A 24,815-nucleotide genomic window follows, 5' to 3' on the forward strand; every position below is an offset into this window, starting at 1 on the left:
CGCTTAACCGCTGTTGTATAACAGTACATATTTGTTTATGCTGTATTATAATAGTTTGCTTATATATCCTTAGATTTAAATATAAATTTAAAAAGAGAGGGGAAATACAATGTCGAAGGTTATGAAAACCATGGATGGCAATACAGCCGCCGCACACGTAGCATACGCCTTTACAGAAGTAGCTGCCATCTATCCTATAACTCCATCATCACCTATGGCAGAGCACGTCGATGAATGGAGTGCCCACGGCAGAAAAAATCTCTTTGGGCAAGAAGTGAAAGTCATCGAAATGCAGTCAGAAGCAGGTGCTGCTGGTGCAGTACACGGTTCTCTTGCTGCTGGTGCCTTAACTACAACATTCACAGCATCACAAGGATTACTATTGATGATTCCTAACATGTACAAGATCGCTGGTGAGCTTTTGCCAGGCGTATTCCACGTTAGTGCTCGTGCGCTTGCATCACACGCATTATCAATATTTGGTGACCATCAAGACGTAATGGCATGCAGACAGACAGGATTTGCACTTCTTGCATCAGGCAGTGTTCAAGAAGTCATGGACTTAGGCTCAGTCGCACATTTAGCAGCTATAAAAGGTAGAGTACCATTTTTGCATTTCTTTGATGGTTTTAGGACATCTCACGAGTATCAGAAAATAGAAGTAATGGACTATGAAGATTTAAGAAAGCTTTTGGACATGGATGCAGTAAGGGAGTTCAAAAAGAGAGCATTAAATCCAGAACATCCTGTCACAAGAGGTACAGCTCAAAACCCTGATATATACTTCCAAGAAAGAGAAGCATCCAACAGATTCTACAATGCTGTGCCAGAAATAGTAGAAGAGTACATGAAAGAAATAAGCAAGATTACAGGCAGAGAGTACAAGCTATTTAACTACTATGGTGCACCAGACGCTGAACGCATTGTAATCGCTATGGGTTCAGTTACAGAGACGATTGAGGAAACAATCGACTACTTGCTGAAAAAAGGCGAAAAAGTAGGTGTCGTAAAAGTACATCTCTATAGGCCTTTCTCATTCAAACACTTTATGGATGCTATACCAAAGACAGTAAAGAAGATAGCCGTATTAGACAGAACGAAAGAAGCAGGCGCATTTGGCGAACCACTTTATGAAGATGTAAGGGCAGCTTTCTACGACAGCGAAATGAAACCTGTTATCGTAGGAGGACGTTACGGCTTAGGCTCTAAAGACACTACACCAGCTCAAATAGTAGCAGTATTTGACAACTTGAAATCAGATACACCAAAGAACAACTTCACAATTGGCATAGTAGATGATGTGACATACACATCCCTTCCTGTCGGTGAAGAAATCGAAACAACACCAGAAGGCACTATAAGCTGCAAATTCTGGGGTTTTGGTTCAGACGGTACAGTTGGTGCAAACAAGAGTGCTATACAGATTATCGGCGATAATACTGACATGTATGCACAAGCATACTTCTCATACGACTCTAAAAAGTCTGGCGGTGTAACAATATCCCACTTGCGCTTTGGCAAAAAGCCTATAAGGTCAACATACCTTATAAACAATGCTGATTTTGTTGCATGCCATAAACAAGCTTACGTGTACAACTACGATGTGCTTGCAGGCCTCAAAAAAGGCGGTACATTCTTATTAAACTGCACATGGAAACCAGAAGAACTTGATGAAAAGCTGCCTGCTTCCATGAAGAGGTACATCGCTAAGAACAACATTAATTTCTACATCATAAATGCAGTTGACATAGCAAAAGAATTAGGCCTTGGCGCAAGAATAAACATGATAATGCAATCAGCATTCTTTAAGCTTGCAAACATCATTCCTATTGATGAAGCAGTTAAGCATTTGAAAGATGCTATTGTAAAGTCTTACGGTCATAAAGGCGAAAAGATAGTCAACATGAACTACGCAGCCGTCGATCGTGGAATAGATGCACTTGTTAAGGTAGATGTTCCTGCATCATGGGCAAATGCTGAAGACGAAGTTAAAGTAGAAAGAAATGTTCCTGATTTCATAAAGAATATAGCAGATGTTATGAATAGACAAGAAGGAGACAAATTGCCTGTAAGTGCCTTTGTAGGCATGGAAGACGGTACATTCCCAATGGGCACTGCAGCGTATGAAAAACGCGGTATCGCCGTAGATGTGCCTGAATGGCAGATGGACAACTGCATACAGTGCAACCAGTGTGCATATGTATGTCCACATGCAGCAATTAGGCCATTCCTCTTAAATGAAGAAGAAGTCAAAAACGCTCCTGAAGGATTTACTTCCAAAAAAGCTATCGGTAAAGGCTTAGAAGGATTAAACTTCAGGATTCAAGTAAGCGTGCTTGATTGTACAGGTTGCGGCGTATGCGCAAACACATGTCCTTCAAAAGAAAAGTCTTTAATAATGAAGCCTTTAGAGACGCAGTTGGATCAGGCAAAGAATTGGGAATATGCTATGTCATTATCCCACAAAGAGAACCCATTAGGAACAGATACGGTAAAAGGCAGCCAATTCGAGAAGCCTTTGCTTGAATTCTCTGGTGCTTGCGCAGGATGCGGTGAAACACCATACGCAAGGCTTGTAACACAATTATTTGGCGACAGAATGCTTATCGCAAATGCTACAGGTTGTTCGTCCATTTGGGGTGGCAGTGCACCATCTACACCGTACACAGTAAACAAAGATGGTCATGGTCCAGCTTGGGCTAACTCACTATTTGAAGACAACGCTGAGTTTGGCTTCGGTATGGCATTGGCTGTAAAACAACAGAGAGAAAAATTAGCTGATATAGTAAAAGAAGCATTAGAATTAGATCTTACTCAAGATCTAAAGAATGCCTTAAAGTTATGGCTTGACAACTTCAATAGCTCAGAGATAACAAAGAAGACAGCCAACATCATAATTTCATTGATACAGGACTACAAGACAGATGACGGAAAAGTCAAGGAACTTTTAAATGAAATACTTGATAGGAAAGAATATCTTGTCAAGAAGTCACAATGGATATTTGGCGGTGACGGTTGGGCATACGATATAGGCTTTGGCGGTCTTGACCATGTGCTGGCATCTGGCGAAGACGTAAATGTTCTTGTATTTGATACAGAAGTATATTCAAATACAGGTGGTCAATCATCAAAAGCAACGCCAGTAGGTGCTATAGCACAATTTGCTGCAGCAGGTAAAGGAATCGGCAAGAAAGATTTAGGCCGCATCGCAATGAGCTATGGATATGTCTATGTTGCGCAGATAGCTATGGGTGCCAACCAAGCACAGACAATAAAAGCCTTGAAAGAGGCTGAAAGCTATCCTGGCCCATCGCTTATAATAGCATATGCTCCATGTATCAACCACGGCATTAAGCTTGGAATGGGCTGCAGTCAGATAGAAGAAAAGAAAGCAGTTGAAGCTGGCTACTGGCATCTATACAGGTACAACCCAATGCTTAAAGCTGAAGGCAAGAATCCATTTATCCTTGACTCAAAGGCTCCAACAGCTTCATACAAAGAATTCATCATGGGAGAAGTTCGTTATTCTTCATTGGCAAAGACATTCCCAGAAAGAGCAGAAGCCTTGTTTGAAAAAGCTGAAGAACTTGCAAAAGAAAAATATGAGACATACAAGAAGCTTGCTGAACAAAATTAGCTTCACACAATTAATGAGCGAAATTACTTTCGCTCATTAATTTTTATGTATCGATTTAGTTGCCTCCTTCTAAATTTTTCTCTTGTTTATCTATTTAATGTTTTATATAATTAATGTTATAAACTACGTAAAAGGAGCGGATGATATGAGAGAAAAGATAAAGATGGCAAATCCTATCGTAGAGCTGGATGGCGATGAAATGACCAGAATCATCTGGCAGATGATAAAAGATACCCTTATACATCCTTTTGTAGAACTGAATACAGAATACTACGATCTGGGTCTTAAAAATAGAGACTTGACAGATGATCAAGTGACTGTAGATGCCGCTTATGCTATAAAAAAACACAAAGTAGGCGTCAAATGCGCAACTATAACACCTAATGCTCAGAGAGTCGAAGAATACAACTTAAAAAAGATGTGGAAAAGCCCCAATGGCACCATAAGAGCTATATTAGACGGTACTGTTTTTAGAACACCCATACTGGTAAACGGAATCAAACCTCTCGTAAAAAGTTGGACAAAACCTATAACGATTGCTCGTCACGCTTATGGCGATGTGTACAAAGACGTAGAATACAGAGTAGAAAAAGCAGCTAAAGCGGAATTGGTAGTAACGTACGACGATAATTCCATCGAAAGGCAGACTATACACCAGTTTGACGGTCCAGGGATTTTAATAGGTATGCACAACATAGACAAGTCTATAAAAAGCTTCGCAAAAGCCTGTTTCAACTACGCATTAAGTCAAAAACAGGATTTATGGTTTGCCACAAAAGATACCATCTCAAAAGTATACGACCACACTTTTAAAGACATATTCAATGATATGTACGAAAGCGAGTACAAAGATAAATTCAAAGAAGCTGGAATCGAGTATTTCTACACATTGATAGACGACGCAGTGGCAAGAGTCATAAGATCAGAAGGCGGCATGATATGGGCTTTGAAAAATTACGATGGAGATGTAATGTCAGACATGGTTGCTACTGCCTTTGGAAGTTTGGCAATGATGACATCCGTATTAGTATCGCCTGATGGCGATTTTGAATACGAAGCAGCCCATGGAACGGTGACGCGCCATTATTACAAGTATTTACAAGGTGAAGAAACATCTACAAACCCTATCGCTACTATATTTGCATGGACTGGCGCATTGAAAAAGCGGGGTGAATTAGACGGAAACAAGCACTTAATGAAGTTTGCTGAAAAATTAGAGGAAGCATCTTTAAAAACAATAGAAGATGGCATAATGACTAAAGATTTAGCTGCAATATCAGAACTTCCTCATAAAAAGGCTGTAAACACCAAAGAATTCTTAAATGAAATCAAAAACAACCTTGAAAAGTTGCTTTGATTAAGAAATGCTCTTTAGCCATTAAAGGGCATTTCTGCCTTTTCAAATACAAATTTCTGCGAGGGATATAAATTGGTATTATTAAATGGAATTGAAAGCATTTTACCCATTGTCCTCATCATCGTCTTAGGTTATATTCTTTCGTATAAAAAGTGGCTGGATGAATCCGCATCTGAGATTTTTTCAAGAATCGTCGTCAAAATCTCCCTTCCATGTCTAATGTTTTACACCGTCATCGAAAATCTTGAAAGAAATCAGTTGTCTCACATGATATTTGGCTTAATCGCCGCTTTTCTAAGCATTTTGATAACATATTTAATCGCTAACATGCTTGTAATCTTGCTGAAATTCGATAGAAAAAAAGCAGGCTTGTTTTCTGCCATATTTGCCTTTTCCAACACGATATTTGTAGGTCTTCCTGTCAACCAAGCTCTTTTTGGCAATAAAGCCGTCCCGTACGTGCTTTTGTACTACGTTGCAAATACAACGCTGTTTTGGACGATAGGGCTTTACAACATAAGAAAAGATGTAGAAGACCCAAATGGAGATTTTTCAATGTACCAGGCATTAAAAAAGATATTTTCTGCGCCGCTTTTAGGATACATTGTAGGCATCATCTTCATATTGCTGGGAATAAAAACGCCTCAATTTTTAGTCGACACAGCAAAATACATCGGTCAGCTTACAACGCCTCTCTCTATGATCTTTATAGGAATGTCCATCTACATGACAGACTTGAAGGATTTTAAGCTGGACAAAAACGTCTTATTTTTGCTTATAGGTCGCATCATAATAGCACCCATCATAACGATACTGGTACTGCACCTTTTCAAACTTAACATTTTGATGGAAAAAGTATTTGTCATTCAAAGCGCTTTACCTGTGATGACGCAAATAGCGATTGTAGCCCATGCTTACAAAAGCGACCAGAAATACCCATCCATAATGATAGCCGCAACAAATCTTCTAAGTTTAGTCGTGGTGCCAATATACATGTACATAATAAGCAATATATTTTAAAGGGCAGTTATCTGCCCTTTTCGACTATTTACCTTCATTTAAGTAATTTAATATATCCTGTTTCTGGCTTTCTGTAATCTTCTTGTCTTTTACAGCTTTTTCAAGGGCACTTTTGAATTTTTTGTACCCATCTCCCCTTTTAAATCCTTTCATTCCAGGAGGAAAACCTGTTCCATCCCATTTGTTTACCTTGTCAGTGTATTTTTTAATAAGCTCATTTGCTTTATCCTGTGAAATCTTCCCGCTTTGTACTTTCTTATTTAAAGCAGCAGTAAAATCACTGATAAGCTTCTGCCGCTTTTGAGAAAGTGTCAAACTGTTAAGCTCTTTTATATATTGTTCTTTTTCATTTATCTTTGAAATCATGCTGTCATACTTCTCTTTGCTTATTTTACCTTGGTTGTACTTTTCAGTAACCTTCGCCTTTATATCCTCCAATTTTTTTATTGGATCTACTTTATTTGGAGCGGCTGTTGAAATGGTGCTTTGCTGTGGTAGCGCAGTTTCATCTGCCAACGCCACCATCGAAAAAAGCATCACACCAAGCATTGTAGCCGCCAACAATCTCTTGTATTTTATCATCGTTCATTTACCTCCTTCTTTGATATTACATAAAATTGTCTAAACAAAATCTGCACCTCCTTTTTCATTTACTATTATGTCCTGAAGTTGTGTCAGAATTTTGTTAAATCGATTAACAAATTGTAAAAGGTGTATGTTAAATTTTAGTGAATTTTTGAATAATATCATCTTCTTGAAGAAAAATAAATAGTAAATAACGAGTTTAGGAGGAATAAGATGAAAGCATTAAGAAAAATCATATCCATAGCTATAATTGCAGTTTTAGCTTTAAGCCTTGTTTCATGCAAAACTATGACAAAGCCATCGACTCAAAAGCCAAAGCCTCAAACTACGCCTAAAGTATCTTACAAAGATGGTACATACACAGGTGCCGGTCCAAAATGGTCTGAAGGCAGTGAAGACGCTACAGTCGTAATAAAAAATGGAAAAATAACAAGCATAACATTAAGGCGCTTGGATAAAAGCGGAAAAGAAATAAATTACGACAAATGGACAGGTCAAAAAGACCCAAAGACAGGCAAAGTATATCCTAATTTAAAAAAGTTCAGAGTCGATATGGCCAATGAGATGATCAAAAAGCAAACTTACAATGTTGACACAATAGCAGGTGCTACAGAGACGACTACAAACTGGAAGATAGCCGTCAAAAACGCCTTAGAAAAGGCAAAAAAATAATACTTAGACATGATTAAAAAGGCATTAAAATGTGATAGTAATTCGCATTTTAATGTCTTTTTTATATGATGCCTTGTATGTTTACGGCAAATAATATAAAATGAAATATATGGGAGGAGGAGTTGAAATGCAGGCAATCGAAAAGGCCAAAAAATTTTACTACGATGAATTAAATGCAAAGCAGTTGTACTCTTACCTTGCAAAAGTAGAATCTAAAAAGGAAGTAAAGGAGTTATTTGAGGAACTGTCAAAGATTGAGGCAAATCATACGAAGTTTTGGTACGACTTTTTAAGCGATAGAGGTGTAAAGCTAAAACCAAAAGTGCGCGCTAACAGTCTGTGGTTTTATAAAATTCTGCGGACACTCCTTGGAAGCCGCCTTTTTATAATACTTTTAGAGATGCAGGAATCAAACAGCACTGATGAATACTATGAATACTACAAGGACCCCATTCTAACAGAATCAGAGCGTCAAGGTCTCGCTTTTATTATAGAAGATGAACTGGAACATGAAAAAAATTTAGGCAACCAAAACAAAGAAGCGAATTTCTCCAATATACGAGACTTTATACTTGGCATGAACGACGGATTGGTAGAAATATTAGGAACTGTCACAGGTCTTTCGGCTGTGTACCAAAGCAAACCGCTTATAGTCGGTGCATCTGGCCTTGTGGTAGGTATTGCAGGCGCATTGTCTATGGCAATAGGCGCATATACATCTGTAAGATCTCAAAGACAGGTAAATGAAGGCATCAAAAGCAAGATGGAGCTTCTATTTAACGTATCAAAAAATAGAGCTAAAGAAGAACTTCTAAACAAGCTAAGTGAATCAGGCATACCTGACGATATAAGTCAAGAAGTCGTAGAAAAATTAGGCGACAACGAAAATGCCATGGCAAATTTGCTGGTGGAAGAAGTAAAAGAAAATGAGATAAAATCAGCTTTGTACACAGGCTTGGCGTATTTGGTAGGACTTTTCTTTCCCGTCATTCCCTACTTCTTCATCACTTCATCTTCGATATTTGCATTGGTTTTCTCTGTGATTTTTGCCGCTATAGCGCTTTCTATAGTAGGTGCAGTAGTCTCAATAGCGTCTGAAAGCCTATCTATAAAAAATAAAATAATTGAAATGGTATTGTCCGGTTTAGGAGCGGCGGCGTTGTCGTACTTATTCGGAACTTTTGTGCAGTTTGTATTCGGCATTAATGCATAGTCATTAATGCCTTTTTACCTTTTTTAAATAAAATGATACAAAAACAGTATATGCGTAATCGTAAATTACAAACGATACTTGCAGCAATGTAAAAACCAACACTGTGGAATAAGAGCCTATAAATATATTTGCAGCAAAAACGTATTTAAACACCACATAAATGATAGATAAAGATAGATTGAATACAATAAGCTTTAAGACGTATTCAAAAAATCTATTTAATGACAGCCTTTCTATGTACGATTTTACGATTCCGTAAAATCCAAAAAAGCACGCATAATAAAAAGCTATAAGCTTGTTTGGTATCAATATAAATGCCAACAACGATGTAGCAAAATAAAACGCTGCTCCTACATTAGCATTTGCTTCTATGACCATTATAGATACAGAAAAGGAAGATAAAACCAGCAGAAAAAGTCTACTGGTAGGCATTGCTGCAGAGATGAAAAGCAAAATCACATTTACAGCAGCAAGCATACCCCCTAAAGAAAGCGACCTCTCTCTTGACATAAAATCAACTCCCTAAAAGCATCTAAACATATCTCCGCCCATACATTCGCAGCATGTGTCACAAGCCCATATAGCAAAAAGAGTCTGACAGCAATCATCGTTCATCGTCCTTCGGTAAACATCACCTTGGTAAACACCTCTTTGCATCTCCATGTTGTTTAATGCTTCACGGTACTCAATATTGCCAGGATCCATGTTGACAGCCGTCCTAAAGCAGTTATACGCCTCCCCAAATCTTCCTCTCCTGTAATTTACATGACCGTAGAGATAATACCACTGTGCACTTCTATCAGTCATTCGGTTTAAGATAGCTTCCGCAGCGTACAAATCATTTCTGTTAAGGGCATTTATTACTTCATAGTACATGGAACTGCTGTCACTGTACGAACTATTGCCACTTCCATAAGTTCTATCATTGGCGTAATCACTTCTAAAAGCTTCTCCTTCCATTATAGCCTTATACGCATCGTTAATCTCCCTCAGTTTCTCCTCCGCCAAATCTTTAAGTGGATTGTCAGCATACTGGTCAGGATGATATTTTTTTACAAGCTCTCTATATGCTTTTTTAACTTCTTCAATTGATGCTCCCTCTTTAAGTCCTAAGACTTCGTACGGATTTTGCATGATTTATCTCCTTCCATAACCCTCATAAATTCCATGTAAAGTCCAATTCTAAAAATATTGTCGATTATTCCAACATTCTTTTTGAACTTCAACTGTTCATACAATTTAACTATCGTAGAAAGCGTAAAAGTCAAATTAAATTTTGTCCACTCCTTGATCTCACCCAGTGTATGTTCCAGCTCATCATCGCCTGTTTGTTTGTAAGAAAGATTGTACTGATATATAAAAGGATTATAACTGCCGTTTTTTAAATCATTCTTCAAATCATCGTAGGCATCTAAAATATACACAAATCTTCCTAAGTGATATGCAATTTGACCGATTTTAGCATAATCTTCATCGCCAATTTTTAGATCCTCTTTTAGAAACACTTCTTTCATGACATTGGCAAATGGTTCAGAAGCCACATCAACAGATGAACACTTCGTTTCTTCTAATCCCTTTAAAGCTTCTAAATACCTTTTTATTTTTTCCGCCTTTTCTAAGTATGACTTATACGCCTTTCTATATTTTGTCTTAAAAAAAGACTCCAATAAAGCTGCGTTTAAAGATTTATCATCTTCTTTGTCGTCCAAAAATTTATAGTACATAAGTATTGCATTCATATCTGCCGCATAAGCAATATACGGGTTTTCTTTCATAATAGGTTTTTTCTTAAACGGATTTGCCACACAGCTTTCTTTTCTTATGCATATCTCCTCGTCAGACAAGGCCGATAAAAAAATTGCAAGATACGTAAGCTCATAGTTCAAAGTCAATCGGCTTATCTCGCCATATTTTCTTCCGATTTCCTTGCATAGGCCACAGTAATACGCCTTAAAAACATCGTAATCTTTTATCTTCATCTCAGGTTTGTAAGGCTTTATATATCCAAACATAGCATCTTCCTCAAAAAAATAATCCTGATTTTATTTTATCAGGATGTAAAAGCTATTTCAAATTAAATATGTATTAAGTCTATCCGATAACGCTTTTTATCTTGTCATTTTTATCTATGTACAAAAGCAATGGTAATCCCAGCACATAGCACGCTATCATCTCACCTAATCCAACCCATAGCATCGAAGCTACAAGAGGAAGTTTGTAAAGGAAATTTAATTCTATTCCGATGATGATTCCATTTATTATAACAGGCGGCAACGGTGCTAAATACCGCTTATATCTAAGATTCGATTTGCCAATATAATACGTTATTACAGCGCTAATTAACGTCGCTAAAGAACCAAAAACCACATCGAATATTCCATTTCCGCCTATCATATTTGCAATTATGCATCCAACAAAAAGTCCAAAAATGGAATACGACGAAAAGAAAGGCATGATTGTCAATGCTTCAGCAACCCTTACTTGAACTTGCCCATAGCTTATAGGCGCAAGGGCCACTGTGACGGCTGCGTACACTGCAGCGATCAATGCTCCGTAGACTATCTTCTTAGTTTTACTGTTCAATTTTATCTCCTCCGTAGTTTTGTTTATAGACAGGATTTTGCGAACTGTCTTTACTCCATTATACAGTTAAACGGCTATATGGTCAAACAGTTTAACGCCGTCTATCATTTTAAAATGTCCATCAAATGAGAATATCATCATATCATTTTTTATCGCTAAATAAGCAATAAGCACATCTGACATTGGTATGGTTTTGCCATCTCTCCTTTTTAAATACCTACAATTTTATGGCGCTCATTAGATACATCGAAACAGCAATCACAAGCTCTGCAAATTCATTGACAGCACCTAATGTATCACCTGTCATGCCACCTATTCTCATAGATATGTACTTAGTGATAATATACGTGACAATTGATGAGATAGCTAAAAGCTTCAGTAATGCTGTGAAATGAACAAAATATATGCCTATAACTGATGTAAACAATAAGCTTAATATTAACTCCACCGTAGATATTTTCCCTATGATAAGTCCTCCCAGCCCTTCTCCACCTCTTGCTGATTTCGATGCATACGCTGCTAAAATTATGGAAAAACGTCCAATAAGAGGCATCAATATCAATGTAGAATATATGTTGCCTTTGATGTCATTTAAAAGCAATATCTTTAAAATTATTAAAAAAACCAAAGCGAGAACTCCATTCGTCCCAAGCCTTGAATCCTTCATTATCTCAAGCATTCTATCCCGACTTCTGTTGCTAAAAAGACCATCGAATGTGTCTGCAAACCCATCGATGTGCATAGCACCTGTCAGAATGTACGATGATGCTACAGCTACTGTGACGGCTATTTCCCGGGGAAATATATTTTTAGAAGCAAAAAACATGAAACTTGCAACAGAGCCAACAACCCCACCTACAAAGGGAAAATATTTGACCATCCTGTGAAAGTCATTTTTATCTGCATCAATTTGAATATTAATAGGTATCCTTGTCATAAATTGAAACGATAATATAAAAGCCTTTATCTCATCCATCTTATTCATCACATCACCGTAAGCTATTATTTTTTATTTCTAAGGGTATGCCTGAAACCATAAAATAGACATAATCGGCATTCTCAGCAATTTTTTTGTTCATTCTACCTGATATGTCCCTAAATATCCTTCCCAATTTATATTCTGGGACAAGTCCCATTCCAACTTCATTTGTCACGACTATTACATCTTTATCCTTCTCTTTAGAGGCTTTTATAAAGCCATCAACTTCCCTGCTTATTTTTTCTTCGGCTCTTACTACATCTTCTAAATCTTTCTCTTCCCACGTCATATCTATCTCTAAAAGCAGATTAGACACCATCACTGTCAGACAGTCTAAAAGCACAGCTTTCTTATCTGTGCTTCTTATTATATCAAAAATGCCTTTGTAAGCTTCTACTGTTTCCCACTCCTTTGGCCTTCTTTCTCTGTGCCTTCTAACTCTTTCTTTCATCTCATCGTCAAATGGTATAGATGTGGCTATGTAAAGGACACTGTTACCAGCATATTTTACAGCAAGGCTTTCTGCAAACTGGCTTTTGCCAGACCTTGCGCCACCTGTCACCATAATCAAAGCCAATAAAAACACCTTCTTTCGGAAAAATCATTTTAGAACTTCTTTTATAGATTCTACCAGTTTTACATTGTCACAATGGCTTTTTACAGCCACTCTAAAATACTTATCGTCCAAATACCTGAAATTTGATGCATCTCTTATCAGTATCCCTCTTTTTAACAATTCTTCTTTTAAATCATTAACTCGCCGGTTCTTCAACTTTATAAGCATAAAATTGACCTGCGTGTCAAAAACGACTAATTCATCTACCTTTTTAAGCTCTTTCGTCAAATAATCTATTTCCTCTTTTATGTATTTTCTCGTATTTTCCATAAATTTGACATCATCAAAAATCTTTCTCCCTGCTGTATCAGCAAAAACATTTACCGTCCAAGGCTCTTTATAAGCTTCCAATCTCTTTATCAAATTTTCACTTCCAAAACCGTATCCTAAGCGCAATCCAGGCAGCCCAAAGAATTTGGTGGCAGCTCTTACGATAAAAAGATTATCGTAGTCATTTATAAGATCTAAAGACTGGTATTCTTCATAATCGCATATAAATTCTATAAACGCTTCATCTATCATCACCAGCAAATCAAGCTTTTTCGCTTCCTTCACCATGTATTCCACATCTTTTCGCTTTAATGCCTTTCCTGTAGGATTGTTTGGATTTCCTATGATGATAGAATCCACTTCTTTGAGGCGATTTGCTATTTCATTTACATCAATCACGTATCCATTTTTTTCAGAAATCCGGTAGTACAAAGGATTTCCGCCTGACAATGTAGCTGCTCTTTCGTATTCCAAAAAAGCAGGTGATGGAATAAGAGGCTTTTTAATAGAAAATGCCCGTACAAAAAGGTAGATAAGTTCAGAAGCGCCATTTCCTACTATTATATTTTCACTTTTCAGCCCTGTATATTTTGAAATAGAATTTTTTAATTTTGTGTAGTTTACATCAGGGTACTTTGTCAAATCCGCAATATCAATGGAATCTTTTATACACTCCGGAAAGCCAAAAGGATTTATGTTTGAGCTAAAATCTATCACATCTTTATCGTAAATATAAATATTGCCACCATGTTCGTATTTATCCATTCAATTCACCTCAAAAGAGTCTTCCTAACCGAATAAATGGCTTGTCTAAGAGATTTTTAACTATCTGCCTATCATCTTTTTTGTAAACTACAATGCAACATGTGGAAGGTCCACCTGACTTTTCATCATCAATCTCGTCATCGTATTTTCTTAATAAATCTAGTCCAGAAGTAAATTTAAGAACATCAAGCTCATACTTTACTCCCTTTGACCCTACAGGAATTGCTTCTGCTATTTCATTGCATCTAAATATTTTCACATAGTCTTTAAGGGAAAGAATATCATTAAAACGCAAAACCTCTTGTCCAACACGGGGGTAACCAAAAAGTCCTACTTCCATGCCTGCCATAGCCTTTCGCACTTTCAAATCCTCTTTCGCTGCCCTTCCAATTGCTGTCACGCCAACACCTGTCATAGTTGAGGGGAAATTTTCCTCTGTGCTGCCAGTTAAAGCAACGTCATATATCTCATTTTCAACAAGCTCTTTTTTTATTCCATCTATGATCTTAATGCCAGTGGGCTTCATTTCATTTGACAAGGCATCTGATATTGCGATTGGCCAAGCACCAATACACAAAAGCTCTGATAATGCAACTTTTATGGCTGCTCTACCTACCATCTCAGCATCTACCTTTAAAACATCATTTTCCTTTTCCCCGATTGCACCTGTGCTGTCACATGATACGGCGAATGCAACATCGCCTTCGTGTATGATTAAAACATCCCTGTACTTCTCTATCATATACATCTATCACCTTTTTATCATTTTTAAAACTGTCTTATAGATGATAGACGCCAAAAGGACATTTGCAAAAGATGCAATAGTAAGCGGCAACACCATCTGAATGAAAAATCCCCAACCGTACTGCGGTACAAAGATAAGTGTTGCAACGGGCCCATTTAATATGGTACCAACAGCGACTGCCACATAGCTGTTAAACTTCTTATACGCCAATGAATAAAAATATGCACATACAGCCATCGACACAGCAATGATGATGTGATTTGGTATTCCAAGCGGAAAGCCGGATGTAAGTGCAGTAAAAATGTGGCCTAAAGAAATGACGATCGCTCCTATGTATCCTCCAAAATAAAGGGACGCAAAATATCCCGGCAGTGAATCAAACGCCACCGTATTGTAAACTTTAATCATGGCACCAACGGCACTCATGGCGATAAGCATAGCCACAAGCGTCAATGTTTTAACATTTTTAATCGTTGTTGTCTTTGTATTCATCTATATACCTCCTGTTAATATTGTTTTAAAAGAAAAGAATAAAATAAACCCCAGAAAAGATGTCATATACATTATCTTTACAGTATCCTTGATGTGTTTTAATTCAAGTGCTTCTTTGCCATCTCCCAACTTCGGTTTCAGTTCAGGCTTTCCAAAATAGTAGTTAAGCCCTCCCAACTCCACATTTAGCGCACCTGCAACAGCAGCTTCCCCGTGTGCACTGTTGGGACTTTCGTGCTTTAATCTATCCCTTTTTAAAATGCGAAAACTATTTTTATAATCATATCTCAGCAAAAATGATGATGCTACAATCAAAAGTCCTGTTATCCTGGCTGGCAGGAAATTTAAAATATCGTCAAGCTTTGCAGAAGCATATCCTATGTTTAAATATCTTTCATTTTTATAGCCAACCATCGAGTCAAGTGTACTGGAAGCCTTGTAAGCCAATGCCAACGGCGCACCGCCTATAAAAGCGTAAAACAAAGGCCCAATTATACCATCAGATATGTTTTCCGCCACTGTCTCAATGACACCTCTTATGATATCACTGTAGCCTAAATTTTCCGTATCACGGCTTACAATGAAAGACAACATCTTCCGAGCTTCAACAATGTTGTCTTTTTTAAGAGGATTGTATACTCTCATAGCTGATTTCGCTAAATCATTAGTTGCAAGGCAAGTGTAGATGAGAAGCATATCTAAAATCTTGCCCAAATAGACATTTATTTCTTTTACAATGTAAATGATAAAGTACCCGCTTATATAGCTTGTAAAGACAACAATGGCACACAAGAAATAACCGGCGATTCTTTCTTGCCTTTCAGTTTTAGCAATCTTTCTAAATTTGCACTCTAAAAAGCTGATTAGTCTTCCCATGAGTCTTACTGGATGAGGATATCCTGGCGGATCGCCTATCATTAAATCTAAAAAATATGCAGCTATCACTTCCATATCAAAGACTACCTTTCATTATCTGGTAAATTTTATTTATGTCTAAGCTCTTTCTTACTACATCTGCCAACCTGTCGTACTCTCTTTCTTTAAATTTCCTGTAGTCTTCAATGTAATCTATATCTTTTAACCCCTTTGAGCTTCTTAAAATATTTACAAGTCGCATTGTGAACTCCGTGTTTTCAAATATTCCATGCATATACGTACCAAACACTTTCCCATCACTGCTTACACATCCGTCACTGACAGATATTTTTTCATCGTTTCTTGTAATGATATTGGAAAAACTTTTTTCTCCTGTAGAACTTATGCCCATGTGTATTTCGTATCCATCTACAAACAGTTCTCTAAGCGGTGATAAAAAATCAGGCAAATCATCAGAAATTTGAGCTTTCACCTGTGTTGTGATCTTTTCATTTAAAATAACTGTCTCTATGTCTAATAATCCTAAACCTTCCATCTCACTAACAGGTCCTTCTATGTGTTGTGGATCAGATATCCTTTTTCCCAACATCTGATATCCTCCACATATGCCGATTATAAGCTTTCCCATTTTTCTCAAATTCAAAATCTCATGATGTAGTCCGGCATCTTTAAGTGCTTTAAGATCTCCTATCGTATTTTTCGTACCTGGTATTATCAATACATCGCAGTCGCCGATTTTCTCCCCTTTATTTACGTACCTTACATTTACATCTTGAATCTTCTTCAATGGTTCAAAATCAGTAAAATTGGATATGTGGGGAAGATTTAAAATCGCAATATCAATAGCCCCACCGCTTTTTCTCCCGTAATAAGCATCCGTTGCACTGTCCTCCTCATCAACATATACATCCATGTAAGGAACTACACCGATGACATCCTTTTTAATTATGTCCTCCAGCATCTTTAAGCCCGGCTTTAATATCTCTAAGTCGCCTCTAAATTTGTTTATTATGACTCCTTTTACCCTTTCTCTTTCATCATCATTTAAAAGCAATAGTGTGCCTGCTATCGATGCAAAGACACCGCCTTTATCTATGTCGCCTACTATCAATACCGGTGAATCCACCAACTCCGCCAATCCCATATTTACAACGTCTTTTTCTCTAAGATTTATCTCAGCAGGACTTCCAGCACCTTCAATCACTACTATGTCGTACGACTGGCTAAGCTTGTCAAAATCCTCTTTTATCATGCTTAAAAGTTTCGGCTTGAATCTCTGATAGCAAGATGCATCCATGCTGTCATAAACTTTTCCTCTTAGTATAACTTGACAATTTTTGTCTGAACTTGGCTTTAAAAGTATAGGATTCATAAGCACCGACGGTTTTATGCCTGCAGCTTCAGCTTGTACAGCTTGTGCTCGTCCCATCTCCAGACCCTCATCTGTTATAAAAGAATTAAGAGCCATATTTTGTGACTTAAATGGTGCAACTGAATATCCGTCCTGCTTAAATATCCTGCAGAGAGCAGCCACCAACAAACTCTTCCCAACAGATGATGCCGTACCTTGAATCATTATCTTAAGTGCCATACTTTCCCATCCCCCGACCATAATCTTTGCAATGGTTTATAAATCTGTCTACAGCATTCGGGTATTTCAATAAGTTGATGTGAACATAAGTACCTAAACAATTTTTGTACACATATCCGCACAGCCACTTTTCTTCAGAATGTGGTTTATGCACTTCATATGCAAATTCATCGTGTATCCCCGACATCTTCGAGTTGTGAAAAACATGACCAAAGATGACATCTCCTTTTTTAAATAACACATTGTCCTTTACGACTTCCGCCTCAGCGTAGCCAAAATTGACTAACCTTTTCGTCATGATGGCATCTAAATCGAATATTCCCACCATATTGTATCCATCTCCATTTAGATCAACAATTTTTTTCGCAAGGTACATAAAACCACCGCATTCCGCATAGACTGGCATTCCCTTTTCAATGCTTCCTTTAATTGAAGATAACATGGAATGATTTTTGCTTAATCTTTCAGCAAAAACTTCTGGAAATCCTCCACCTAAGTAAATTCCAACCACATCTTTAGGAATAGCTTCATCACGTAAAGGACTAAATGGGATTAACTCTACTCCTGCATCGTTCAATGAATCTAGGCTATCCTGATAGTAAAAATTAAACGCCTCATCGTATGCAAATGCAATCTTGATATCTTCTTTTGTCTTTGCTGCCGCTTTTCCATCGTCTAAATCATCTTTTTTCAATTCCACATCGCATGCATCGAGAATGCCATCTACATCTATGAACTCACCTATTCTATCGTACAAAATGCTGAAATTGTGATCTCCATTTGTCTCATATATAGGCATAAGACCAAGATGTCTCTCAGGTAGACTTATCATATCATCCTGTGGAAGGTATCCAAATGCCTTTATACCCAAATCTCTTTCGACACATTCTTTTAAAAGCTTGTAGTGTTTTTCACTGCCAACCCTGTTGAATATTACCCCTTTAATCTTTACATCTTTATCGTATTCTATATAACCTTTAACTAAGGCAGAAACACTTGCAGCCATACCAGATGCATCTACGACAAGTACGACAGGTAAATTTAAAAGTTTTGCCACATGAGCACTGCTGCCATAGCTTGTATTATTGATTCCATCGTACATCCCCATGACGCCTTCTATGACTGCCACATCCCCAGATAAAGCATGGTTTAAAAAGGACTTTTTTACGTACTCATCTCCAAGCATGTAGACATCCAAATTGTACGAAAAATTGCCAGATGCAAATCTGTGATATGCCGTATCTATGTAATCAGGACCTATTTTAAACGGAATGACTTTGTACTTTCTAGAAAGATATCCTATTATGCCAATAGTAATGCTAGTCTTCCCCGCACCAGAATGAGTCCCGGCTATCATAAATGCTTTACCCACTTGTTAAACCATCCCCTTGTCTTTTTGAAATAACAATAAGCGGTGTATCTGTAATGGGATTTCTGATTACATCTGCATTCACAGAAAAAGCCGTCTTCATATTTTCTTCAGTTATAACTTCATTTGGCGTCCCAATTGATATAATCTCTCCATCTTTCATTAGCAAAATAAGATCGCAAAATTGAGACGATAAATTGATGTCATGAAGGACAGCAAACACGAGTATTCCTTTTGTGGTCAACTGCTTAAGTATTGAAAGCACTTCTATCTGATATTTTACATCTAAATGTGAAATCGGCTCATCCAATAACAAAATCTTAGGCTCTTGAGCCAATGCCCTTGCGATGTAAACCCTTTGCCTTTGCCCACCACTTAATTCATTTACGTATCTATCCTTAAGATCCCATGTGTTTGTAAGAATCATCGCTTCTCTTACGCTTATTACATCTTTTTCGGTTTCTCTTTGAAATCTCCTTAAATAAGGAGTCCTTCCCATCATCACAACGTCGTAAGATGTAAATTCAAAGTCAAAATACATATCCTGCGGAACATAGCCAATAATCCTCGCCCTATCTTTCGAACGCATTTTATAGACACTTTTGTCCATTATAAATACATTGCCTTTGCTAGGCTTCAAATAACCTGAAATGTTTTTCAAAAGAGTTGTCTTGCCAGAACCATTGCTTCCCAATATACCAACCATTTTATATCCATCTATCTTAAAATTTACACCTTTTAAAGCCTGAATATTGCCATAACTATAATGGAGATCTTCAACATTTACTATTGTCATTTCACTTAACCTCTTTATTTTTATTTTTGACAAGAAGGTATAAGAAAAACGGACCACCGCAGGCAGCAGTTATTATGCCAACTGGTATTTCTACAGGAGCCATCACAGTCCTCGCCAGTGTGTCAGCTAACACCAAAAACGCTGCACCCAAAATACCGCTAAAAGGAACTAAAAATCTGTTGTCAGAACCTACAATAAGCCTCGATATGTGTGGCACTATAAGCCCTACAAATCCAATTATACCACCTGCTGAAACAGAAGAAGCCGTTATTAAAGACCCTACAATCAAAATAATTTTCTTTACTCTTTCAGTATCTATTCCCAAATGCTCCGCTATCTCTTCACCTGTCATAATGACATTGAGATCTCTTGAAAACACGTATAACGTTATACACCCAATAAATATGATTGGCACTGTGTAAAAAGTCTGACTCCAACTAATAAGGCTAAATCCACCCATTGTCCAAAAGACTATCTGGGACATCTCATCATGGTTTAAAAGCATCATGAGAGAAATAATAGATGACATAAAAGCACTGATGGCAATGCCTGCAAGAAGCATCGTCTGCATTTTAATGTAAGGTCCTTTTTTGGATATGATGTATACTACGTAAATAGTCATGAGAGCAAACGCAAACGCAAAAAATTGAAGACCAAGAAGCCCAAATCCTAAAACGATAGCAATAGATGCTCCAAATGCAGCTCCTGATGATATGCCTAAAACATAAGGATCTGCCATGGGATTTTTTAGAAGACCTTGAAAGAATGTACCTGCCACAGAAAGTCCCATCCCTGTAAAAGCAGCTTCAATTATTCTTGGGAATCTGAGATTTAACAATATCATCTTGTCTGTAGCATTGCCACCGCCAAAAATGACATCAATAATGCTTTTTAATGGCATTTTGACTGCACCCACTGATGCAGAAAACATCAAGGATGCAATCAAAACCATTGCAGAAATTATCAAATAAAAGCTTTTTCTCACTTTCAATTTATTTAAATGCCTCCGGATGCAAATCTTTTGCAATTTCTTCCAATCCTAAGACAATTCTATTAGAAGGCTTAGTGACAATGTCATCGTTGGATATTATAAATATTTTGCCATCTTTCGCCGCTTTTGTATCCTTATAACCTGCCATATTTTTTATTTCATTGGCGTTTGCAGCATGTGGTGATGTGATTATCACATCAGGATTTTTCTGTACCAGTTTTTCCATGCTGTACTGTGCCCATCCGTTTGCATCGCTGGCTACATTGTTTCCACCAGCCAATGTTATAAGCTCATCGATGAATGTTCCCTTGCCAGCCGTCCAGTTCCCATTTGTATCAACAACATAAAACACATTTACTTTCGGCAAATCCTTCACTTTATCATTGATCTCTTTAATTTTATCTTTCATGCTGCTTATTATTTCATTTCCCTTTTCTACATTGCCTGTTATCTCACCTAATATCTTTATTGAATCATATATCTGGTTTATGTTTTGCGCTTCTAATACCACCACTGGTATGCCTGATTTCTCGATAGTCTCCATCTGGTCCTTCCCAGAAAGATTTGATGCAAAAACTATATCAGGTTTCTGAGCCATTATAGCTTCAATATTAGGCCCTTCATATCCTCCAACTTTCGCAACACTTTTTACCTCCGGAGGATAATCGTCGTAATTAGTAACACCAACAACATTTTTGCCAGCGCCAATTGCGTAAATCAGCTCGGTCGTTGATGGAGATAAGGATACGATCCTCTTAGGCTCCTTTTTTATCGTAACTTGCCTACCCATAAAATCAGTAATTCTCAATGGGAATGTAGCCTTAACTTCCGTCTTCACAGAATTAGCATTAGTAGATGCTTTTTCCTTTGTAGTTTGAGAACATGAAACAAGACTTAATGAAAGAACTGCTACTATGATGAAAATCGAAATATTTTTAATCCACTTTTTCACTTAGATCTCTCCTCCTAAATTATTTATAAAGATTTGAAACATAGCCAAAGCACATAAACATTAACTCAAAAAACTAAGGCATACCGAGAAGGTATGCCCCATATTTTCCAAAGCAAATATGTATCACATTACCAACCTCCCCTCCGAAGGTGTTTTTCACATCTTAAGGCAGGTCTCCTGGCTTGCGACTCATCTTTAGCTCAACCTTCCCAGTTTCACCAGTGGTTTTTTGAGCCTCATCATCGCTTACAGTAGCGGGGGCTGCAGCGGCTTCTCACCGCTTTCCCTATTAACCTTTCGGACCTTAAGACCATATTTAGTTTAACTATATTATATCTTTAATGCAAAATTGCGTCAATGAAAATAAACGGCCTTTTTTTTGCAATAATTTGTCATGAATTTTTTCATATCATCCTGTATAAATTTTTACTACTGTAATATCCAAAATCACAAACATGATGAATACCGCTAAAATAATTGAAATCAAAATAAATGCCTTTAAGATAAACTCTCTGTATTTTTTCATCCCGCGCTCTGCCTCCAATTTCTATAAAACAGATTATCTATATAACGAAAATTTCACGAGATTAATTTCCTCTCTGAATATATAGACAAATTTCTTCCTCATTTTGTTACAGTTTTTTAAAAAAATTTTTATGTATAAAAAATAGCCCAAAGGGCCAATTATCAAATGAAATGTGCAGTATCAAAAAGCACACTGTTTTAATGAGTTTCAAAACGCAAATCCGATGTAAGTTCGAAACTATCATAGTAAAAGTACAATATCCCTGATTTAGTATCCAAAAAGAATAGTTTATTAGTCGTATAGTTAGTTCTAAAAGAAGTTGAACCTTTGGACTTTGTATTTGTATATAAATAATAGTATCCATCCTTTTTCACTTTTGGAAATGGATATTTTTCCCCAAGCGTTAAATTAGGTTGTGGCAGTGATTTTGCTAATGAGTACGGGATGACAGAACCAAACTTCCATCCTTTTTCTTCTGCAGCTTTTATGAAATCATCCATTTGGGTCTTATTGAACTTTAAAATGATATAATGCAATTCTTCATCCCTATCGCCTGTATAGTTATTCTCCAGCACATTAACTGATCTTGGAATGTAGATGCCAGTTTGGGAGGCGACAAAATATTGTGGCCCAGAAAATATCTTAGAAAAAATCAGTATACACAATCCCAAAGTAAAAAGAATACCAACTGTTATCCCCCACCATTTTATGAGATTCCTATTTCCAGATCGCCTCCATTTATAAAGCGAAAAGCCAAGCCAAACAATCATCAATACAGCTACATTAATAAGAAATATTTCATATATGTAAACCATGCGATTGCCTAAATTGCCTAAATACAATTGCGTATGCAGATTCATTGATATCACCTCACATCATATAGCGAATGTAGTAGCTGTTCAAGAAAAATAGCCCCATTAAGGGACATCAATACATTTTTATATCAAAATTTTGCAGCAATAAGTCTTCTTCCCCGCCATCCCATTTTATTATCAATTTTATAGGCTTTTTGATTGAATCTAATATTTTCTGCCTTTCATCTGCATCTATTTGAGAGAAATTGGGTAGCCATGTAGATCTGCTAACATCAATACAATTATCTTTTTTCTTTGTATTTGGTACATTTAAATCTATTCTCTGTTGAATTGGTGTTCCAAAATACACAAGTCCAGATACTACATAAGGCTCAAGCCCTTTATCAAGAAATACAACAATTTTAATGTTATTTAATTTTTCCTTACTAATGTTCTCAACTCTTATAGTATAATTCAGTGAAGTAAATTCATTTGAATCTTGTGTTTTTTGGATGTCTTCAGCAGAATCCAAACCATTCGTCTTTGTATTATTATTTTTCCCAATCTCAATCGTTGTATTGATTTTAAAATGTTTGCTTTTCGTCGTATAATTCAAATTAGGTGCATCGTTTGTTTGATATAGATAAATTTGAAAATGACTTTTATTATAGCTGTAGTAATCATAATATATAAAAAAGCTCAATACAACTACTGCTATTAAACATAAGATTATTATGCGCTTATTTTTTATAAAATCACCTCCAGCCATATTCTTCAGTTATCCTATCACCCATACGATAATTGTACTCGGCTTGTTGTGTAATCCAATTTTCATCATAATAATGTGGTATGACATTAGCATAAAGATCTGCAGGAAATGGCGCCAATTTCTGTTAATGATATTATAAACCAATTATCGTCATCTGGGAAGGTGCTAAATTAGGTCAATTTTTCTGTCACCCTTTGTCAATCTATGTAATATATTGTCGAAATCGCCACCGTCTTTCGGTCATAGATAAACCACATAAAAAAACAGGCTTGAAGCCTGTTTATGATCCTAATTCATCAATTTTTTTATCTCATCTTTTGACAACTCTGTAATTTCTGCTATTCTGTCGATGTCCATACCTTCTTTTAACAACTTCTTTGCTATTTTTATACTTTTTTCTTTTTCGCCTTTTTCAATACCTTTTTCAATACCTTTTTCCATGCCTTCTCTAATACCTTGTTTAATGCCCTTTTCTAATATCATTTTGTACGTCTCAGATTCTTCAATCCTAAACATCCTCATCACCTCCGAAAAAACTTTCTCAATAACTTCTTTTTTAAAGACTATGCCCGATAATATCTCTGCCTTAAACGCTATGTCTTTCTTTTTGTTTATGTCTAATGGAATATCTTTTATAGCCTCAACACATCTTTCCAGATATTTTTCTCCTTCTTCTTTCCTTCTATTTTTGTCCATCAGCGGAAGAAGGGAATACAAGTCATAATAGTCTGTCTTTAAAACATCAGTATATTTTATGTCACCAACATTTATTGTTCTATATTTATAGTCTAATATGTTCTGTTCTCCAAAGTCGTAATTTAAGCTACTTTTGATGTTTGCATTATCTTTGCCTATATAAATTACTATCTGATATGGCAAGAGATCATGCTTTTCCATTATCTCCAGGGAATATCTTAGCATCCTGTAAGGCATCTTTTCATCATTTTTCGATTGAAATTCTATGTGCACAGCCACATTTCCTTTGTCAGTAGTACATTTAAATATCATATCGCTGTCTCTGCGTTCTACTCTTGCAAATTCTATATTTAGTTCATCAATCTTTGTGTATTGGAGACCTAAAAAATAGCTCATTATGTCATCAGCCATATCAGAAAAAATATTTTTCATCGTTATATCGTATTTCTGGCTCATACTTCTTCCTTCCATCTCTCTTTATCTTACCTTTATTATATCATACGAATATTAAAAATACAGAT

Annotated in this window: 25 protein-coding genes and 1 riboswitch; of the genes, 5 read left to right on the forward strand and 20 right to left on the reverse strand. The window is 36.7% G+C overall.

Translation table 11 applies throughout. The annotated features are described in order from the left end of the window. The first annotated feature begins 109 nt into the window (after positions 1-109). The 3 genes from nifJ to JJQ93_RS08055 all read left to right on the forward strand — a co-directional run bounded on the left by nifJ (position 110) and on the right by JJQ93_RS08055 (position 6,014). Entirely contained in the window at positions 110-3,637 is a 3,528-nt protein-coding gene (gene nifJ / locus JJQ93_RS08045) for a pyruvate:ferredoxin (flavodoxin) oxidoreductase (RefSeq protein WP_274893386.1), read from the forward strand. A gap of 145 nt (positions 3,638-3,782) precedes the next feature. Next, a complete protein-coding gene (locus JJQ93_RS08050; protein WP_085111775.1) occupies positions 3,783-4,994 on the forward strand; it encodes an NADP-dependent isocitrate dehydrogenase in 1,212 nt (403 codons plus the stop codon). A gap of 72 nt (positions 4,995-5,066) precedes the next feature. Further along, a complete protein-coding gene (locus JJQ93_RS08055; protein ID WP_274893387.1) occupies positions 5,067-6,014 on the forward strand; it encodes an AEC family transporter in 948 nt (315 codons plus the stop codon). Between the two features lie 24 nt (positions 6,015-6,038). On the opposite strand, the gene JJQ93_RS08060 is transcribed toward JJQ93_RS08055, so the two are convergent. Then, positions 6,039-6,596: a hypothetical protein gene (locus tag JJQ93_RS08060; protein ID WP_274893389.1), complete on the reverse strand. Its 558-nt coding sequence runs from the start codon at positions 6,594-6,596 to the stop codon at positions 6,039-6,041. A 216-nt stretch (positions 6,597-6,812) separates the two neighbouring features. On the opposite strand from JJQ93_RS08060, the gene JJQ93_RS08065 reads away from it, so the two are divergent. Beyond that, positions 6,813-7,271, forward strand: a complete 459-nt coding sequence (locus JJQ93_RS08065; protein ID WP_085111778.1) for an FMN-binding protein — start codon at positions 6,813-6,815, stop codon at positions 7,269-7,271. Positions 7,272-7,398: 127 nt separating this feature from the next. Continuing rightward, entirely contained in the window at positions 7,399-8,484 is a 1,086-nt protein-coding gene (locus tag JJQ93_RS08070) for a VIT1/CCC1 transporter family protein (protein WP_274893390.1), read from the forward strand. Between the two features lie 3 nt (positions 8,485-8,487). Here the strand turns inward: JJQ93_RS08070 and JJQ93_RS08075 are convergent, their stop codons facing one another. From JJQ93_RS08075 to JJQ93_RS08165, 19 genes are all read right to left on the reverse strand, one after another. Beyond that, positions 8,488-8,994, reverse strand: a complete 507-nt coding sequence (locus JJQ93_RS08075) for a hypothetical protein (protein WP_274893391.1) — start codon at positions 8,992-8,994, stop codon at positions 8,488-8,490. Positions 8,995-9,006: 12 nt separating this feature from the next. Then, entirely contained in the window at positions 9,007-9,618 is a 612-nt protein-coding gene (locus JJQ93_RS08080; protein WP_274893392.1) for a J domain-containing protein, read from the reverse strand. After that, the gene (locus JJQ93_RS08085) at positions 9,594-10,496 is read right to left on the reverse strand and encodes a DUF5685 family protein (RefSeq protein ID WP_274893393.1); all 903 of its coding nucleotides are present in this window, start codon (positions 10,494-10,496) and stop codon (positions 9,594-9,596) included. Before JJQ93_RS08085 ends, JJQ93_RS08080 begins: the two co-directional genes overlap by 25 nt. 79 nt (positions 10,497-10,575) lie before the next feature. Beyond that, positions 10,576-11,067: a QueT transporter family protein gene (locus JJQ93_RS08090; RefSeq protein WP_274893394.1), complete on the reverse strand. Its 492-nt coding sequence runs from the start codon at positions 11,065-11,067 to the stop codon at positions 10,576-10,578. A gap of 217 nt (positions 11,068-11,284) precedes the next feature. After that, complete coding sequence (gene cobS, locus JJQ93_RS08095; protein WP_274893395.1) at positions 11,285-12,043, reverse strand: adenosylcobinamide-GDP ribazoletransferase; 759 nt, start codon at positions 12,041-12,043, stop codon at positions 11,285-11,287. A 13-nt stretch (positions 12,044-12,056) separates the two neighbouring features. Beyond that, positions 12,057-12,623, reverse strand: coding sequence for a bifunctional adenosylcobinamide kinase/adenosylcobinamide-phosphate guanylyltransferase (cobU, locus tag JJQ93_RS08100; RefSeq protein ID WP_274893396.1), 567 nt, complete (start codon positions 12,621-12,623; stop codon positions 12,057-12,059). A 24-nt stretch (positions 12,624-12,647) separates the two neighbouring features. After that, positions 12,648-13,697: a threonine-phosphate decarboxylase CobD gene (cobD, locus tag JJQ93_RS08105; RefSeq protein WP_274893397.1), complete on the reverse strand. Its 1,050-nt coding sequence runs from the start codon at positions 13,695-13,697 to the stop codon at positions 12,648-12,650. A 10-nt stretch (positions 13,698-13,707) separates the two neighbouring features. Next, entirely contained in the window at positions 13,708-14,439 is a 732-nt protein-coding gene (locus tag JJQ93_RS08110) for an AIR synthase related protein (RefSeq protein ID WP_274893398.1), read from the reverse strand. A gap of 9 nt (positions 14,440-14,448) precedes the next feature. Further along, entirely contained in the window at positions 14,449-14,934 is a 486-nt protein-coding gene (locus JJQ93_RS08115) for an ECF transporter S component (RefSeq protein ID WP_085111789.1), read from the reverse strand. After that, the gene (gene cbiB / locus JJQ93_RS08120; RefSeq protein WP_274893399.1) at positions 14,935-15,885 is read right to left on the reverse strand and encodes an adenosylcobinamide-phosphate synthase CbiB; all 951 of its coding nucleotides are present in this window, start codon (positions 15,883-15,885) and stop codon (positions 14,935-14,937) included. 1 nt (position 15,886) lies between these two features. Next, entirely contained in the window at positions 15,887-17,401 is a 1,515-nt protein-coding gene (locus JJQ93_RS08125; RefSeq protein ID WP_274893400.1) for a cobyric acid synthase, read from the reverse strand. Further along, positions 17,391-18,773, reverse strand: a complete 1,383-nt coding sequence (locus JJQ93_RS08130) for a cobyrinic acid a,c-diamide synthase CobB (protein ID WP_274893401.1) — start codon at positions 18,771-18,773, stop codon at positions 17,391-17,393. The genes JJQ93_RS08125 and JJQ93_RS08130 overlap by 11 nt, the downstream gene beginning before the upstream one ends. Continuing rightward, positions 18,766-19,566, reverse strand: a complete 801-nt coding sequence (locus JJQ93_RS08135) for an ABC transporter ATP-binding protein (RefSeq protein ID WP_274893402.1) — start codon at positions 19,564-19,566, stop codon at positions 18,766-18,768. Before JJQ93_RS08135 ends, JJQ93_RS08130 begins: the two co-directional genes overlap by 8 nt. A gap of 1 nt (position 19,567) precedes the next feature. Continuing rightward, positions 19,568-20,518 carry a FecCD family ABC transporter permease gene (locus JJQ93_RS08140; protein WP_350494250.1) on the reverse strand — a complete coding sequence of 317 codons (951 nt, stop codon included), beginning with the start codon at positions 20,516-20,518 and terminating at the stop codon, positions 19,568-19,570. A 40-nt stretch (positions 20,519-20,558) separates the two neighbouring features. Further along, positions 20,559-21,509 (reverse strand): ABC transporter substrate-binding protein, encoded by a 951-nt coding sequence (locus JJQ93_RS08145; protein ID WP_274893403.1) that lies wholly within the window; start codon positions 21,507-21,509, stop codon positions 20,559-20,561. 150 nt (positions 21,510-21,659) lie between these two features. Next, positions 21,660-21,831, reverse strand: a riboswitch (cobalamin riboswitch). Between the two features lie 401 nt (positions 21,832-22,232). Next, entirely contained in the window at positions 22,233-22,895 is a 663-nt protein-coding gene (locus JJQ93_RS08150) for a hypothetical protein (protein ID WP_274893404.1), read from the reverse strand. A gap of 67 nt (positions 22,896-22,962) precedes the next feature. Further along, positions 22,963-23,598: a hypothetical protein gene (locus JJQ93_RS08155; RefSeq protein ID WP_085111797.1), complete on the reverse strand. Its 636-nt coding sequence runs from the start codon at positions 23,596-23,598 to the stop codon at positions 22,963-22,965. Further along, positions 23,585-23,716 carry a hypothetical protein gene (locus JJQ93_RS08160; protein ID WP_274893405.1) on the reverse strand — a complete coding sequence of 44 codons (132 nt, stop codon included), beginning with the start codon at positions 23,714-23,716 and terminating at the stop codon, positions 23,585-23,587. Before JJQ93_RS08160 ends, JJQ93_RS08155 begins: the two co-directional genes overlap by 14 nt. A 170-nt stretch (positions 23,717-23,886) precedes the next feature. After that, on the reverse strand, positions 23,887-24,750 hold the full coding sequence (locus JJQ93_RS08165) for an Rpn family recombination-promoting nuclease/putative transposase (protein ID WP_085111798.1): 864 nt from the start codon (positions 24,748-24,750) through the stop codon (positions 23,887-23,889). Positions 24,751-24,815: the final 65 nt, after the last annotated feature.

The sequence above is a fragment of the Thermoanaerobacterium sp. R66 genome, from assembly GCF_028895185.1.
In the GTDB taxonomy this organism is placed as follows: Bacteria; Bacillota; Thermoanaerobacteria; order Thermoanaerobacterales; family Thermoanaerobacteraceae; genus Thermoanaerobacterium.

What these genes read in the sequence shown, in the direction of transcription:
- cobD (WP_274893397.1), bottom strand. Translation starts at nt 13,697, where the DNA reads ATGGATAAATACGAACATGGTGGCAATATTTATATTTACGATAAAGAT.
- cobS (WP_274893395.1), bottom strand. Translation starts at nt 12,043, where the DNA reads ATGGATGAGATAAAGGCTTTTATATTATCGTTTCAATTTATGACAAGG.
- JJQ93_RS08060 (WP_274893389.1), bottom strand. Translation starts at nt 6,596, where the DNA reads ATGATAAAATACAAGAGATTGTTGGCGGCTACAATGCTTGGTGTGATG.
- JJQ93_RS08050 (WP_085111775.1), top strand. Translation starts at nt 3,783, where the DNA reads ATGAGAGAAAAGATAAAGATGGCAAATCCTATCGTAGAGCTGGATGGC.
- JJQ93_RS08070 (WP_274893390.1), top strand. Translation starts at nt 7,399, where the DNA reads ATGCAGGCAATCGAAAAGGCCAAAAAATTTTACTACGATGAATTAAAT.
- JJQ93_RS08080 (WP_274893392.1), bottom strand. Translation starts at nt 9,618, where the DNA reads ATGCAAAATCCGTACGAAGTCTTAGGACTTAAAGAGGGAGCATCAATT.
- JJQ93_RS08135 (WP_274893402.1), bottom strand. Translation starts at nt 19,566, where the DNA reads ATGACAATAGTAAATGTTGAAGATCTCCATTATAGTTATGGCAATATT.
- JJQ93_RS08165 (WP_085111798.1), bottom strand. Translation starts at nt 24,750, where the DNA reads ATGAGCCAGAAATACGATATAACGATGAAAAATATTTTTTCTGATATG.
- nifJ (WP_274893386.1), top strand. Translation starts at nt 110, where the DNA reads ATGTCGAAGGTTATGAAAACCATGGATGGCAATACAGCCGCCGCACAC.
- JJQ93_RS08125 (WP_274893400.1), bottom strand. Translation starts at nt 17,401, where the DNA reads ATGGCACTTAAGATAATGATTCAAGGTACGGCATCATCTGTTGGGAAG.
- JJQ93_RS08155 (WP_085111797.1), bottom strand. Translation starts at nt 23,598, where the DNA reads ATGGCTGGAGGTGATTTTATAAAAAATAAGCGCATAATAATCTTATGT.
- JJQ93_RS08115 (WP_085111789.1), bottom strand. Translation starts at nt 14,934, where the DNA reads ATGAATACAAAGACAACAACGATTAAAAATGTTAAAACATTGACGCTT.
- JJQ93_RS08065 (WP_085111778.1), top strand. Translation starts at nt 6,813, where the DNA reads ATGAAAGCATTAAGAAAAATCATATCCATAGCTATAATTGCAGTTTTA.
- JJQ93_RS08140 (WP_350494250.1), bottom strand. Translation starts at nt 20,518, where the DNA reads ATGGTTTTGATTGCATCCTTGATGTTTTCTGCATCAGTGGGTGCAGTC.
- JJQ93_RS08150 (WP_274893404.1), bottom strand. Translation starts at nt 22,895, where the DNA reads ATGAATCTGCATACGCAATTGTATTTAGGCAATTTAGGCAATCGCATG.
- cbiB (WP_274893399.1), bottom strand. Translation starts at nt 15,885, where the DNA reads ATGGAAGTGATAGCTGCATATTTTTTAGATTTAATGATAGGCGATCCG.
- JJQ93_RS08110 (WP_274893398.1), bottom strand. Translation starts at nt 14,439, where the DNA reads ATGATAGAGAAGTACAGGGATGTTTTAATCATACACGAAGGCGATGTT.
- JJQ93_RS08075 (WP_274893391.1), bottom strand. Translation starts at nt 8,994, where the DNA reads ATGTCAAGAGAGAGGTCGCTTTCTTTAGGGGGTATGCTTGCTGCTGTA.
- JJQ93_RS08085 (WP_274893393.1), bottom strand. Translation starts at nt 10,496, where the DNA reads ATGTTTGGATATATAAAGCCTTACAAACCTGAGATGAAGATAAAAGAT.